Raw genomic sequence first — 14,727 nt, 5'->3', positions numbered from 1 at the left:
ATGAATGAGAATGTTCTGTTGGAAAGCACAATGGCTGCTTCAAAGAAACAGCCGTTATATTTTCAAAAATTTAAAATGAGAAGTACTACTCCACTTTTTTCAAAGCTTCTTTAATTCCATCCAATCCGTCCCCGAACTGAGCAAGCAAAGCAACAATCTGAGACATTCTATCATTTTCTCCTAACCCTTTCAGCGTTTTATTTTTTACAAAGGTCTTTTTGATTTCTTCCCAACGTTCTGTTTCTTCTTCCGAGATTACTCCTATCAGTTCTTTCAGTTTCAGCATATTGGCTTCTGCACCTGTTGTTAACGTTTGAGATTCATTCTGATAATGGTTCAATACGATCTGCATGACTTCATTTTTCTTTAAAATAGGCTGAATCTGTGCAATCAGCTTATTCATATTACGATAAGATCCCTGAAGTTTGAACGAAGGTTCATTTCTGTAGTCATCAGACATCGCTGCGGAAGCAATATATTCTTTGTTGACTTTCAGAATCATATTTCTAACCATGATCGTGTTTTTCAGCACCGCTCTGAAGTCTGATATTTCATTGGAGCTGAAATTTCCATTGAGATTGTCTGCTGGATTATCTGTTACCACACAATCATACAGTTCATATAGATTTTGCATTCCTGGATGGGTAAGTCTAGTCAGATATTCATTGGACATCAAAGCGTTTTCTATCAAACTCAGATCAAATAAGTCTGTTTTTGAACCTGATATTTCCCCCAAATTGTAAGTATCTGAACGGTTTGCCAGCATATCCGGAATTTTAAACTTCTCTCCATTCTCTGTATACGGGTTTCCTGCCATTACCAAACAGAATCTTTTCGAGCGTAAATCATAGGTTTTACTTTCTCCGTTGTAAATTCCTTCAATTTTTCTCTGACCATCGGCAAGGGAAATGAATTTTTGCAGAAACTCCGGATTACAGTGTTGAATATCATCCAAATATAACATCACATTATCTCCCATTTCCAAAGCAAGATTTAGTTTCTCCAACTCCTGCTTTGCTCCTGCATTTCTAGCTTCAGACGGATCTGTGGAAACAATATCATAGCCTAATGAAGGTCCGTTGATCTTCATAAATACCAAGCCCATACGTTCTGCCATATATTCCATCAGAGTTGTCTTTCCGTATCCAGGAGGCGATACCAGTAAGAGCATTCCCATTCTGTCTGTTCTCTTATCCAAACCAACTGTTCCCAGCTGCTTTGCAAGGTTAGCTCCAATCAGAGGAAAATAGACCTCATTGATCAGTTTATTTCTGACAAATGAACTTAATATCTGCGGCTGGAAGGTCTCCAGCTTCAATGCTTTTTTCTTTCCATCTACCCAGCTGTATTTCAATTCCTGAAGTCGTTTGTATTTCGGAACGGTAATGGTATTGAAATGATTCAGTCGGGATACGAACTCAAAATAATTCAGATTATATTCTGTATCTTTTTCAAGCGATTTCAACTCTTTAAGTATAGATTCATAGGAAATATGTCTGACATTTTTCGGATCATACTTTTGTGTCATAACAAATACCAATACTTCATCTATGATATTTTTTTCGGCCTTCGGATCAAAAGCTTGTAATGCACCTTCTGCAATATAATAACAAGCTGATGGATATTGATGCATAGCCTGTATTTGAGCAAAAAACTCCAGATCTTTGCCTTTTTCTTTAAGTTCTTTTAAAAACAACTCATATAATGCTCCTGCTTTTTCTGAGATCAGGAAGTTTTCTTTATCTTCTTCTTTCAGATATATTGCAGCATTCATATAATCTGTTTCTGTCAATATATTATGTATTGATGCAAAAGATCTCATCTCTTCAGCCATTTCTCTGCTTAGGTATTCAAATCCCTGCTTTACAGCAAAAGATTGAGCAATAATAGCAGTTGCTTCGAATTGTTGGGCATAATATTCTTTTCTCTCCGGATTTAGAAAAAACCAGAATAACTGTGCAAGGGCTCTTTCCTGTGTGGTAAACCTCATCAATCCCAACTCATTGTGTGTCTGCTGAAGTCTTGTTACAATGATTTGTGCATCTTTATCATGAATACCTTTCACTAATCCTTCTCCAAAATGCTGGGTCATAAACTGCTGAACCGCTTTTTCATTCTGTTCCGCTGTTGTTATTTCTTGATGATTTGAAAATACATTCCAGGCAAGGTATTCAAACTTTTTCACCTGAGTGTTTTCAGAAACAAGTTCCTGATTCCAGACATCTTTGAATTCATCTGCCGTATTAAAGTTTAACGGCTCATAGAAGCTGGTTCCAGTAAGATGATAATAATATTGTGCATTTCGAAGAACAAGAGTAAGATCCAGTTTCTGCTTATTAACTGCGAATTTATAATCTCCCAGCGCAATAACGCTTTCACCGTCTACGTAAATTTCCTTTTTATCTTTGAGCTTTCTTACCGATTCCTGCTGGCAGGTTTTTAGAAGGGTTTGAATTTCTTCGGATTTTGCTGAATCTCCTAATTCTACCAATTGTCTCGAAAGATCCCTCACTTTTTCAACCATCAGATCCGAAGCAAAATACCCATTAATCTCATTTTCAGAGTCAAAGGATTCCGCCTTGGTCTGAACAGAGTTCAGAATTCTTTGGGCTGCATCAAAGAGGCTTTGTGTTCTTTTATTTCTTGATTCTGTAAGCTGTACTCTTTTATTCTGGAAATGTCCGTAAACTTCTTCTCTTTTGGCTCCTATCTGCTGGATAAATTCATCAAAATCAATGAATTTCGTCTCCATTTCTTCCAACTGAATGGAAAGTTTGGTCAGATATTCATCACATTTCTCAGGAGTCTGAGAAAGTTCCAGAAAATTAATAACTGACTGATCAAACAATGTAATCTGAGCCTGAAAATCTGAAGCGAGTTCTTTTCCGGAGATCTCTCTTTTCCTTTTGCTGAGTTCAAGCCTTTCCTGGTTCAATCGGGCAAAGATCAGTGATATGTTTTCAATAATCTGAGTAGATTGAGAAGCATCTTCAATTTTAAGATTATTGACAATATCTACCAACAGCTCCAGCTGTCCTGATAAGGTACTTATATCTTCATCAATAATTTTGGCATCAATGGTTTTTTGTAATGCTATAATTTCTTCTGAAATTTTCTGTGCTTTTTCCTCATAAGGCAGCAGAGCTCCTTCCTGCAAAAGAAAATCCACGCAGGCATTGGAAAGTTCAGTATAGCGGTCTGCCAAGGCTTTTTCAAGAGAGTCCAGAAGGCTGGTATCTGCATATTTAAGTTCTCTTGTACCTATTACTTCTCCTCTTAATGCTCTGATTTGTGAAAGGGCATCAATATATTCTGTAAGCTGAGAATAATGAAGTCTTTTAGTATCATCAAGGATCTTATCACAGGTATGCTTTATTTTTTCTAAAGCTTCTTCTGTATTTTTCCTTTGCTCAACTACTTTTTCATACTCATTGATTGCAGAATGAGCAATACCTCTGATTTCCTTTAATGGCTGATCCAGTTTATGAACTTCTTCTTCTCCCAGAAAATAATAAGTATCCAGAATAAAGGTGGAAAGCTTTACAATATCGTTGTAAAGTCCGCTGTAAGAGTCTTTTTTATTTAAAAGGGTAATAAGTTCTTGGCTTTCTGCCATAACTCTTACAATATCTTTGTTTCCGATCTTATACAGTAAGCTGTCTGCCTTTTCGGCATTGGGTAACAATTCCTTTGAAAATGGGGTTTGCCAGATCTGAGCGAGATGGTTTTTTGTAGTTTCTATGCTTTCTCTAAGGTAAATGAGCCTTCCATCACTCAGGAAGGTAAAGCCGCTGCATCGAATCGGAGTTTCAATGGTTTGGGTGATGATATTATAAGAGATCAGCTGATAGTTGTTTGTTTTATCATCATAGAAAACATACAAAAAGTTCTCTCCGTTAGGTTCTACAATGGTTTTCAGGTAATATAGTCTATTCTGATCCTGTGAAATCACCTTCAATCCCCCGGTTTGGAGTGCATATCCATTAGAAAACAGTACGCCCTGGCTCTCTGGTAATAGCAGCCCGGAATATTTCAGTGCATCTGCTCTTGAAACAGTCTTTTCTTTATGATTATAAATAAAATAACGTTCAGTTTCCTGATAAGGCTTTATTTTAAACAAAACAAGGTTATCCAAATCGCAGAAATGGATCTCGGCATCATCGAGGTTTTGATCTTTATGGATCACATCTTCGGAATAAATTCCTTTTCCTGTGTCTGTATTATCCTCAACCTTAATGGTAATATCTCCACCGATACTTTCTACGAAAACTTTATCAGCAAGAGAAATATGAGGATGTTTACCTGATCGCTGCATGTCTCTTGTAGCCTTCATCCATACAAAACCATGTTGGGGTGGATAAGCTGTTTCTGAAGCACTTCTTGAATCTATATAAATCAGCTGGCCTTCTTTAATTAACCATTTGAAGGCTTTAATATCTGTAGTGCTTTCCGAAAGCTGGAAAACCATATAAAGATAATTCTCTGTAAAGCTAAACCTTGCAAAGAAAGTATTTCTGTAGTATTTGTAAAGGTTTTTAAACTCGTCAATAAAGACCTCATCATTGATAAGGGTATGATCCTGAGGTTCAAACCTGTTTCTATTAATGGTATAAATGGAGAAAACATCCGAAATATTGATTTCAGTCTGTAAGCCTAAATGTGCATTGGAGCCCAATATCAAATGATCTCCAAGAGAATAAATATCCTTCGCAATACAGTTATGATCTGTGGAAATTCTTTCATTAGCAATCAACGAAAAATCTATTCCACCAAAGATATTTTTACGGTCTTCATTAAGCTGCTTAAGCCTTTCTATAAGGTCATTTTTTTGCTCATTCAGACGATTCTGAATAATTTCGTAAGTCCCGGAATTAAGTGTTTCTGACATAGTGTTGAATTATATTGTCATTCCTGCTGAGAGCAGCAGATCCGTGTGTAGAACTTATAATATGTTGTTTTAGTCCAGACCTTATAGGTTTAGTAAACCTGTAAGGTCTGTAACATCAGCAATATTATACGTGATTACCGTTCACCGGTTTATTGTCTACTCCCATATGTTTAGCCATGTCAAGAGCTCTTTCCAGAATTCCTCTTTCTTGTTGGTTGGCTACTCCATTCAGTTTGAAGATCAGAGATGCAATACTCATATTCTTGATATCATCTGATGAAATTTTGTATTTGTCTACCATTCCCATTACCTTGGCGATGATGTTTTCACCATCTCCTAAAAGATTCTCTCTCACCATCTGAGCATTTTCGCTATGGCTTACAAATTTATCCAGTCCTTTTCCTGCAGAAACCTGGCGGATTACATTATCAAAGAAGGTATTATCACCCCCTACGATATCAATTTTTGCTGTTTTGAACGCTTCTGCTAATACCAGAGACTGAGCTTCTGCAATATCTTTCTGAATTGCTATTTCAGCCAATTCCACTTCTTTTTCCTTGTTCAGTTTCAGACGGAATTCTTCATGGTCTTTTCCGGCTTCATTCAGTTTCTTCATCGCTTCTGCTTTTTCAGTAATACCTGCTGCTTCTGCCAATGCTTTTTCTTTGATGACTTCAGCCTGAGCAATTCCTTCTTTCTTCACAGCATCAGCTTTTTTCTCAATCACCACAGCTTCCGCAATCCCCTGTCTCTCTGCCGCATCAGCTTTAGCATGCATCACCTGAGCTTCAGACAACCCTACGGTCGCTTCTTCTTTAGCCTTAGCATCTGCTATAATCTTGCGGGCTTCTGCTTCTTTTTCTGCAGCATCTCTCTTTGCCTGTGCTTCGATCACATATTTCTGTGCATCTTTTTCTGCTGCCAGCTTGCGTGCTTCTGCCGCTCTTGTTTCTTCGATTAGTTTTTTCTCTGCTTCCTGAGTAGCCAGGGTAATTTCAACCTGTTTGTTTCTTTCTGCTGTTTTGAACGCTTCAAGATCTTTGATTCCCTGCTGCTCTTCGACTACCGTTTTCTCCATTGTTAAACGTTCACGGATTGCATCCTGGATACTTTTTTTCTCTAATTCTATAGCTTTCTCTTTTTCAATCTGCGCAAGGGAAACAATCCTTTCTCTTTCTGTAGCTTCTAAAGCTTTATCTTTTAATACTCTTTCTGTTTCTACCAAGTCTGCACGTTCTTTATTTTTGGCAGCAATGACCACCTGGCGAAGTTTATTTTCTTCTGCAATCTGTAGCTTTTCTTCTGTTGCGATACGCACTGTTTCATATCTCAGACGTTCTTCTTCCTCTACTTTTAAAATTTCAGCATTTTCACGCGCTTTGATATTGGCAACTTCTCTTTTCTGAGACTCCTGTTTCTCTGCCAGTTGTTTTTCAAGCTCCAGAATAGCTTCACGGGCTTCTACATTTTGTTTTGTAATTGTTTTTTCTTCATCACGACGAACCTGATTGGCTTTAATATTCTGTGTAGCAGTAAGTTCTGTAATTTTTTTAATCCCTTCTGAGTCAAGGATATTGTCTTTATCCAGCTTATCAATGGAAGTTTGCTCAAGATAGTCGATCGCGCAGTCGTCCAAAACGTATCCATTCAGGTCTGTTCCTATAATATCAAGGATTTCCTGACGGAATTCACTTCTTGCTTCGTATAATTCAGTGAAATCAAATTTCTTTCCTACTGTTTTTAGCGCTTCTGAAAATTTAGCTTCAAAAAGTTCTCTTAAGGTTTGAGCATCAGAAGCTCTCTGGCAGCCAATCGTCTGAGCAACATTCACAATATCATCTACTGATTTATTAACACGGATAAAGAATGCTACCTGAATATCTGCTCTCATATTGTCTTTACAGATCAGTCCTGCTCTTCCTTCTCTTGAGATTTCTAGTTTTTTCACGGAAATGTCCATAGACTCCATGCGGTGAATGACTGGGATTACGATTCCTGCGTTAAAGAAAACTTTTGTACCGCCGTAACCGGTTCTTAAAATAACAATTCCCTGAACAGTTTTTTTATACATGGATAAAATCCAGAAAATCAATCCTATTGATGCTACTGCAACAATGATAATTCCAGCAATTAATGGTAAGTTCATAGTTTTATAAGTTTATCGTTTATATAAATGTGTTTTTTTTATTTAAAAGTATTGAGACAGCATCTCCAAAATACAGTTCAACATGATTAAAAATAAGCTGAGCATGATTATAGTTTTTTTTAATATCTCATGGATTTCTGTACATAGTAAACTCGTTTATCAAGATCTTCGTCTACGATCATTACACGCGTCCCGTGTTCCAGCTTCGTTCCATCATTACTTCTTACCATCAACGTCATTGGGTCACTGCCGATAAAGACTTCCATCATTCCTATTTTATCATCCTGAATGCTTGATTTCAAACGTCCTTCTCTTCCCAGAAATGCATAGGATGCCTCTCCTTTGTGGTTAATTTCCTTAAAAAAGGGATTTAAAGGCTTTAGAATTACTTTGGTAAGTAACATTCCTGCAATAAACAATGGAAAGAGAATCAATATTCCCGCCCATGTTGGTAATGGAATGAAATAATTAAGATAAAATGATCCTAACCAGGTAATCAACAATGATAGTGTAAGAAAATAAGTAATCGGAACAATATCCAGGTTCAGAAACTTCAGGAAGTGCATCCATGCAGAGGGGTCATGATCGGGAGCATGAAAATGGCCGTCCGGAACATGAGTATCTGCCCCGACATCAAGATCAGAATGCAACCCCACATCAATATCCAGTCCAGTAATTATGGTAAATAACCAATACACCACCGAAAGACCCAGCAATACACTCAAAACAGTGTTCACCGGTGAAAATGCTATGTTTAAAAATTCCTGAAAGGTCATATATTAGCCTTTTTTAAGAGTTTCTTTTAATCTGTTTAAAGCTTCTTCAGCTTCTGTATCATTGCTGTTTACCATGGCATCAATCTCTTCATCAATGGTCTTTCCGGATTTTGAAATATCGGAATAAGCTTCTGCCAGTGCTTCCTGCTGTACCACTCTTTCTTTCAGTTTTTCCAGCATGCTTACCGCACTTCCGGTATCCATCTGGGTCATTTTCTGATTAATATCCCTTGTGGCCTCACTTACCTGAACTCTTGCCTTTAAGGTTTTAAGTTCATTTTCCCATTTGCCAATACTTGATTTCAGATGATTGATTGTCGTCTGCATCTTTTCACATTCGGAGTGAAGCTTTTCATGTTCCTGGTGTAGCTGATTAGCATTTTCCTGGGAAGAAGACTGTCTTTTTAAGGCTTCTTTAGCCAGACGATCCGCTTCTGAAGTTTCTACCTCACCTTTTTCGGCTTTCTGAACAATGACTATTGCTTTATTATAATAGTCTTTTGAGGTTTGTTCTTCTGCCTCTGCCTCATTTTTCTTACGAATGGTAAGTGCCTTTAACTGAGCCAGGGATTCAATACTTTTCCCCAGTTCTTCTTTCATTTCACGGATTCCTTGTTCCGTTAAATTGATAGGATCTTCAAAATTGTCAATCACAGAATGGATCTCTGCTTTTCCTATTGTTAATAATCTTTTGAAAATGTTCATTTTAAATATCTTTTGTGAATTACTTACTCATTTCAAGCATCTCGTTGGTAAACTCGCCTACCAAAATCCCCAGTGAATTGATGGAGGCCATTACTTCATTTTGTGCCATATGGTCTGTAGGAAGAGTATCTCTGAAAATAATCCGTTTCCCAGTACTGTCTAAAACAAAAGCTCCATGTACGATATCTCTGTTTTTCTGGAGCAGTCTTCTAAAGGTTTGTTCGGATGGATTTTTTATTTCGAAAAGAAATTGTTCCATAATAAGGATAGAATCGGATATAATAAGGATCATATTTTTGATTCCGTTGGATTCTTTTTCAATGATTAAGATTCTCTGAGCCTCATCTTCCAGAGTGATGGTAAACTCATAATCTAACAACCACTCTTTGACCGTTCTAAATATTTGATTTTTCATGCTGGCTGGTTTAGTGTTTTGAATTTTCGTTCTACACAAATATACCATAAAATTTTCAAATTGCAAATATTTTTAGCAATCATTTGTTTAATAATCTCTATCTTTGCAAAAAAGATTAGACAACAATGAGCTTCTTTGGAACTAATATTAAGAAAATAAGACAGGTTAAAGGTTTGAGCCAAAAGGCTTTTGCTGATTTATTTGACTTAAACAGAGGAGTAATCAGTTCTTATGAAGAAGGTCGTGCTGAACCGAAGATCGAGACCATATTAAAAGTAGCCAGTCATTTTAGTCTTGACCTGGATAAATTATTAACTGAAACCCTTCAAGTAAACCAGTTAGCCAGTGTTTCAGACATTGATCAATTGATGCTTTTCCCTGAATTAGCCATCAGTGAAAGAAAAAACGCGAACCATTCAAGAGAAAACAATTCTGAGAACAACTCTATATTGCAAAAAATATTAGCATCTGTAGACCTGGTATATGAATTGACTAAAGAGAAAACACCGCTTTCCCCATATTATTACGGTGATATTTTATTTTTGAATAAAGCTGATCTGAAAAAAGATCCCAATCATCATTTATTAGCCCATACAAATGGAAATTTAGAGTACGCAACCCATACTGATAACCAGAATCTTTATAAAATTGTGGGGCATATTTCAACCGCTGAAAAGAATATTTTCACAGATATTTTTGAGAGATTGGAAAGACTGGAAAAAGTGCAAAAAAAATAATCATTACTAAGAAGCCCCTTTCTTCTTTTTCTTAAACCACCATACCAAAAATCCGGTGATTGGAAGCGAAGCTCCTATAATGGTAATAAAGAAATATAAGATCCTTCCCCATATTCCTCCAAAAGCAGAACCTACATGAAGATCATAATTCAGTTTCTGTACTTTAGTGGCAAAGTCTGCTTTATCAAAAGGCATTGCATATGCTGAAGTATTAGCAAGCAAAACACCTGTATTCCTATCATAGCTGAAGCTTTGCAGGTCATAAAACTGACGATGTGAAAGATATAAAAACAAGCCTATAGTCTCTGCTGAATCTTTAGGAACAGACAGATAATACCCTTTTGCATCTACTTTATCTATAGCATCTTCCCAAGCCATAAGCATAGATTCTGCTAACTTCTCCGGGTTATGTGATGATATATTTTTTATTTCCTTACGTTCAGTTTTGACTGTTTTTCCAAGAGAAGTCGTAAAGTATAGGAATTTATTGAACCATGGAAGCCCATAATACATTCCCGTCATTGATATCACTAACAGGATCAACAGAGCATAGAAACCCAAAACATTATGGAGATCATAATTGAGCCTTTTGATTTTCGCATCCCATTTTACAGAGAAACTCTGCTTCCTCATGGCTTTTGTCCACTTTTTAGGCCACCACAACAATAATCCCGACAACAAAGTGATTAAGAAGATGAACGTAGAATAATTGATAACAGGTCTTCCTATCTCTGAGGGTAGCCATAGAAAACGATGCCCCTTCAACGTCCATTCAAAAAAATCAAATTCTTCTTTGAATGAAGGTTTACGGATCACTTCACCGGTATAAGGATTAAGATGCAGAACAAACCCAGGATTTCTTTTCCCAAATCCTATCATTGCGGTTTTACCCGAAGGACGCCATATAAATGATATTTCCTGTTCCGGATACATTTTTTTTGCTTGACAATAAAGATCTGCAGGGTTAGCCATTGCTTTTCCGGATACAGACTCAATTTTCAGTTCAGGATTCAGCCAGTCTTTAATTTCATCACGAAAAGACCATGTAATTCCGGTAATACAAATCACGACAATAATAATCCCAGAAATAAGGCCCAGCCACAAATGCAGCCAGGCAGATATTCTATAAAATAAACTTCTGTTATTTTTCTTTTTAAGTTTTCCGGTATTCATTTAAAAATTATATGAAAGATTCATTCTGAAATTGATAGGATTAGTGGCCCGCCATCCATAATGGGTATAGCTCCAGGCACCCGGATAAAATCCAACATAGTTATACCGGTCTGTTAGATTATTTACCAGAAATGACAGCTGATAATTATCCCGCTTATAAGAAACCCCTACATCCAAAGTAAAATAATCATCCGGAAGGTACGGATGGTCTAAAACAACCGGCCACGCCGCTCTTTTAGCCTGATATTCATACCCCAGAGAAAAACCAAGCCCTTCTAAATCTCCTTCTGCAATGGTGTATTTTAGCCACGCATTAGTAATATGCTTTGCTGTTCCATATAGCATTCCTCCTATTTTCTTAGGATCATTATCTTTGGTTACTTTGGCATCGGTATAAGCATAATTGAAAAGGACGCTCCAGTTTTTACTGATATTTCCATTCAAATCAAACTCAATTCCTTTAGACGTGCTTTCTCCTGACTGTTCAAATAATCCGGGATAATCTATTCCTGCCGACGTAAGCATATTGGTTTTTGTAAGATGATAGACCGTAAGATTGGTCATTAACTGTCCATTAAACCATGTTTTCTTCAATCCAAACTCTGTATTTTTCCCATAAGAAGGGTCTGCTGTACTTCCATTCATTAACTTCCCGGTCTGCTCCTGAAAAGATTCATCATACAATCCATACACTGTGAAAGTTGGTGTCAATAGCCCGGTAACACTAAATCTTGGAGTTACTGCTGTATTTTTAACCTCTCCTCCTTTGTCGGCAGCACTTGTTTTTGATGTTGAAGTATAGCGAAATCCAGCTGCTATTCTTAGTTTATTATCTATAAAACGAGCTTCATCCTGAAGGTGGATGGAAGTATAAGAATAATCGCTCAAATAGTTAGCTCCTCTCTCCCGAAGAGATCTGGATCTGTCATATTCCGGAATATCAGATTTTTTCAGATTTCCATATACTGGATTATAGATATTAAATACCGGGCCCACAGTCTGAGGGAGCACAGACCAGTCTGCCACATAGGACTTTTTTCCCATATCTATTCCTGCAAGAATGTTGTGGCTGATATTTCCTGTTTCAAACTTTCCTCTTGTGAACACCTGGCCAATAGTAGATGTATTTAAAGCATCATTGATGCTGATTCCACGATCTACATCCCCTTTTTTTCTTCCTGTAACCGGATTGTCAGCCAATGCTATTGTATTATATTTAGCATATAATGACTCTCCTTCCATCTGAGAACGAATGTATCCAAACTGCCCGGTAATCATCCAGTTATCATTAAAGTTATGATTAATCGTTCCATAGACATTGTGTTCCCACGAACGGGTAGGATCTATAATAGGATCAGAGAAGGAAAAGGATCTTTTCAGTTCTTTAAATCCTTCAATTCCGTACACATATTTGGCAAATCCTCCCTGAAAATTATTCTGAGAGAGAATATATTCAAAAGTGATATTAGTATTTTCTGAAGCAATATATTTAAAGGATGGATTAATCACGAATTGTTCGTGCTCTACATATTGCTGAAATGATCCTTTTTTTGTTCCCATAAGGTTCAGCCTTCCCCAGAATTTCCCGTCTTTGCTTAACTTTTTCTCAACATCAGCGGTTGCACGATACAGATTATAGCTTCCAAGAGTCAGTTGAATATTTCCTCTTTCTCTCCCTACAGGCTTTTTCGTTACAATATTATAGAATCCACCTGGCTGGGTGTTCCCCATCATAAATCCTGCAGGACCTTTTACAAACTCTACACGGTCTACAAAGGACATATCTTCACGAAGCGGGCCAAAGCTCCCACTCACATCCATTCCATTCCTAAGATTAGAAGCTGAGAATCCGCGCACGGCAATACCTACACTTCCTTCTTCCTGATGGGTAATGGTACGTACGCCACTTACATTTCTGCTTAGGCCTTCAGCTGTTGTAAGGATTTGCTGATCGCTTAGTAAACGCTGATCTATTACCTGAATATTCTGAGGAGTAACCAATAGGTTTTCTCCTAATCTTAATGTAGAAGATGGAATGGTTTTACGGTTTGCAGTAACATTTACAGCTACTATTTGATAAGCATCGCTTGGCGTTTGTATAAAATCATGGGTAATGACATCATTCTCTTTTAAAGTAAAAGAATAGGTTTTAACAACATCCGGATCATCCACTTTAAGTACATAATTTCCTGCAGGCATATTATTGAACCGGTAAAATCCGTTATCATCTGTATAAGCTTCTGCTTCTCCGTTATTTAGAATAACTTTTACAGCCGAAACCGGTTTCTTTTGAGAGTTTATCACTTTTCCTGTAATCTGTGCCGTACTTTGTGCCCAGAAAGCAGCAGGGAAAAGCAATGCAGAGAAAAGGAACTTGTTCTTATTCATAAATTGTTATTTAGAATTAGTTTAATTAAATTTACGCTGGCAAAATTAACGGTTGCCAACAGGAAAAGCTTTTGAGCTTGGGATAAAGACATTTGATTTTGGGAGAGATTGTACCGAACCATACCATTGCAAGACAGATTTTAGATTTTTTTGGAGAGAATCATTGCGGTGGTGTACCAGAAATTTTCGTTAATGAACTGGGAAAATTTGAAACCTTGACCTTATATGAAGGTGATGAGTTTTTAGTAAAAGAGTATCAATTTTCCTATACTGAGGATTATATCATGAAATTCCGAACAGAAACGATAAAATACATCGAACTTGCTTTTTTTCTTAATGGTGCGGATGTTATCAGAGATTCTGTTAATGGGAAAAATGGAGAATATAAGCTCTTTCATCACTATATCTATTTTACCCCTGAAAATGCTGATGTAGAAATTCAATTCCAAAAAGAAACCAGTTATAAAAACCTGGATATTTATGTCTCAAAAGATTATTTTCATCAATTGGTAGAGAGCAGTGGTCTATTAAAGGATTTTATCCTTACAATAGATCAGAACAAAGCTGCCAGCCTATTCCCGGAAGGGCTTCCTATAACCCCGCAAATGATGGGTATTCTACTGGAGATCAAAAAATGTACTCTGGAGGGCTTGTATAAAGAATATTTCATTAAAAGTAAGATCCTCAATCTTCTGTTGCTCATCTTTGAATTTGCAAAAAATAAGGAAACAAAAAAGAAAACTTCTATCAACACCTATGAAATTCACAAACTGATGGAAGTAAAAGAGTTTATAGAAGGAAACCTGAAATCTTTTTATACCATAGAACAGCTTTCTATAAAGTTTGGTATTAATGAATTTAAATTAAAAAATGGCTTTAAAGAGCTGTTTGGCGACGGTGTTTTTCATTATGCTTCAAAACTTAGAATGAAGGAAGCACTTTATCTCCTTAAAAATTCTGATTTCTCTATTAAGGAAATTGCTTATCATCTTGGATATGCTTCTCCTTCGTCTTTTAGTGTAGCTTTTAAGAACGAAGTGGGTGTTGGGCCCAGTTATTATCGCAAAAACTAAAAGAGAATACCAGAGATACATTTCTGCCCCACTTCAGATTAGGATCGTATAAAAACAAAAAACCCTCCGTATTCAAAATACAGAGGGTTTTGTACCCCAGACGGGACTTGAACCCGTACGTCCTTGCGGACACAGGATTTTAAGTCCTGCGTGTCTACCAGTTCCACCACCAGGGCCGGTGTGTGGTACAAAAAAAGGATTTGAAAGCAAATCCTGTTCTTTGTATTGTGCGGATGAAGGGACTCGAACCCCCACGCCTCACAGCACCAGATCCTAAGTCTGGCGTGGCTACCAATTACACCACATCCGCTGGTTATATTGCTCTGCCACCGCAGATACAATCGATAATTCTTACAAATATAAGAAATTTATTTAAAAGATCACTCTCTCTATTAAAACAAAAAACCCTCCGTAGCAAATACAGAG

The 14,727-nt window shown here is 37.0% G+C and carries 9 protein-coding genes and 2 tRNA genes; 2 read left to right on the top strand and 9 right to left on the bottom strand.

What is annotated here, in order from left to right; genetic code table 11:
- Positions 1–85: 85 nt before the first annotated feature.
- The 5 genes from BLS98_RS08630 to BLS98_RS08610 form a co-directional block, all read right to left on the bottom strand.
- Positions 86–4,888, bottom strand: a complete 4,803-nt coding sequence (locus tag BLS98_RS08630; protein WP_089735512.1) for a DNA repair ATPase — start codon at positions 4,886–4,888, stop codon at positions 86–88.
- Positions 4,889–5,012: 124 nt separating this feature from the next.
- Entirely contained in the window at positions 5,013–7,034 is a 2,022-nt protein-coding gene (locus BLS98_RS08625) for a flotillin family protein (protein ID WP_089735511.1), read from the bottom strand.
- 119 nt (positions 7,035–7,153) lie between these two features.
- Positions 7,154–7,810: a hypothetical protein gene (locus BLS98_RS08620; RefSeq protein WP_089735508.1), complete on the bottom strand. Its 657-nt coding sequence runs from the start codon at positions 7,808–7,810 to the stop codon at positions 7,154–7,156.
- Between the two features lie 3 nt (positions 7,811–7,813).
- Entirely contained in the window at positions 7,814–8,515 is a 702-nt protein-coding gene (locus BLS98_RS08615) for a PspA/IM30 family protein (protein ID WP_089735506.1), read from the bottom strand.
- A 19-nt stretch (positions 8,516–8,534) separates the two neighbouring features.
- Positions 8,535–8,930, bottom strand: coding sequence for a YbjN domain-containing protein (locus BLS98_RS08610; protein WP_089735745.1), 396 nt, complete (start codon positions 8,928–8,930; stop codon positions 8,535–8,537).
- Positions 8,931–9,055: 125 nt separating this feature from the next.
- On the opposite strand from BLS98_RS08610, the gene BLS98_RS08605 reads away from it, so the two are divergent.
- Complete coding sequence (locus BLS98_RS08605; RefSeq protein ID WP_089735504.1) at positions 9,056–9,667, top strand: helix-turn-helix domain-containing protein; 612 nt, start codon at positions 9,056–9,058, stop codon at positions 9,665–9,667.
- Between the two features lie 6 nt (positions 9,668–9,673).
- Here BLS98_RS08605 and BLS98_RS08600 read toward each other — a convergent pair whose 3' ends face one another.
- Positions 9,674–10,840: a PepSY-associated TM helix domain-containing protein gene (locus BLS98_RS08600; RefSeq protein WP_089735502.1), complete on the bottom strand. Its 1,167-nt coding sequence runs from the start codon at positions 10,838–10,840 to the stop codon at positions 9,674–9,676.
- Complete coding sequence (locus BLS98_RS08595; protein ID WP_089735500.1) at positions 10,841–13,228, bottom strand: TonB-dependent receptor; 2,388 nt, start codon at positions 13,226–13,228, stop codon at positions 10,841–10,843. It lies immediately after the preceding gene.
- A gap of 98 nt (positions 13,229–13,326) precedes the next feature.
- Here BLS98_RS08595 and BLS98_RS08590 point away from each other — a divergent pair, with 98 nt between their 5' ends.
- Entirely contained in the window at positions 13,327–14,301 is a 975-nt protein-coding gene (locus BLS98_RS08590) for a helix-turn-helix domain-containing protein (RefSeq protein WP_228425119.1), read from the top strand.
- Positions 14,302–14,393: 92 nt separating this feature from the next.
- Here the strand turns inward: BLS98_RS08590 and BLS98_RS08585 are convergent.
- Positions 14,394–14,477, bottom strand: a tRNA-Leu gene (locus BLS98_RS08585).
- A 52-nt stretch (positions 14,478–14,529) separates the two neighbouring features.
- Positions 14,530–14,611: transfer RNA gene (locus BLS98_RS08580), tRNA-Leu, on the bottom strand.
- Positions 14,612–14,727 lie beyond the last annotated feature (116 nt).

It is taken from the genome of Chryseobacterium jejuense (genome assembly GCF_900100075.1).
Classification (GTDB): domain Bacteria; phylum Bacteroidota; class Bacteroidia; order Flavobacteriales; family Weeksellaceae; genus Chryseobacterium; species Chryseobacterium jejuense.
Note: the sequence above shows the minus strand (reverse complement) of the source record. Positions and strands in the feature narration are given on the sequence as shown.

What these genes read in the sequence shown, in the direction of transcription:
- BLS98_RS08595 (WP_089735500.1), bottom strand. Translation starts at nt 13,228, where the DNA reads ATGAATAAGAACAAGTTCCTTTTCTCTGCATTGCTTTTCCCTGCTGCT.
- BLS98_RS08630 (WP_089735512.1), bottom strand. Translation starts at nt 4,888, where the DNA reads ATGTCAGAAACACTTAATTCCGGGACTTACGAAATTATTCAGAATCGT.
- BLS98_RS08615 (WP_089735506.1), bottom strand. Translation starts at nt 8,515, where the DNA reads ATGAACATTTTCAAAAGATTATTAACAATAGGAAAAGCAGAGATCCAT.
- BLS98_RS08605 (WP_089735504.1), top strand. Translation starts at nt 9,056, where the DNA reads ATGAGCTTCTTTGGAACTAATATTAAGAAAATAAGACAGGTTAAAGGT.
- BLS98_RS08610 (WP_089735745.1), bottom strand. Translation starts at nt 8,930, where the DNA reads ATGAAAAATCAAATATTTAGAACGGTCAAAGAGTGGTTGTTAGATTAT.
- BLS98_RS08600 (WP_089735502.1), bottom strand. Translation starts at nt 10,840, where the DNA reads ATGAATACCGGAAAACTTAAAAAGAAAAATAACAGAAGTTTATTTTAT.
- BLS98_RS08620 (WP_089735508.1), bottom strand. Translation starts at nt 7,810, where the DNA reads ATGACCTTTCAGGAATTTTTAAACATAGCATTTTCACCGGTGAACACT.
- BLS98_RS08625 (WP_089735511.1), bottom strand. Translation starts at nt 7,034, where the DNA reads ATGAACTTACCATTAATTGCTGGAATTATCATTGTTGCAGTAGCATCA.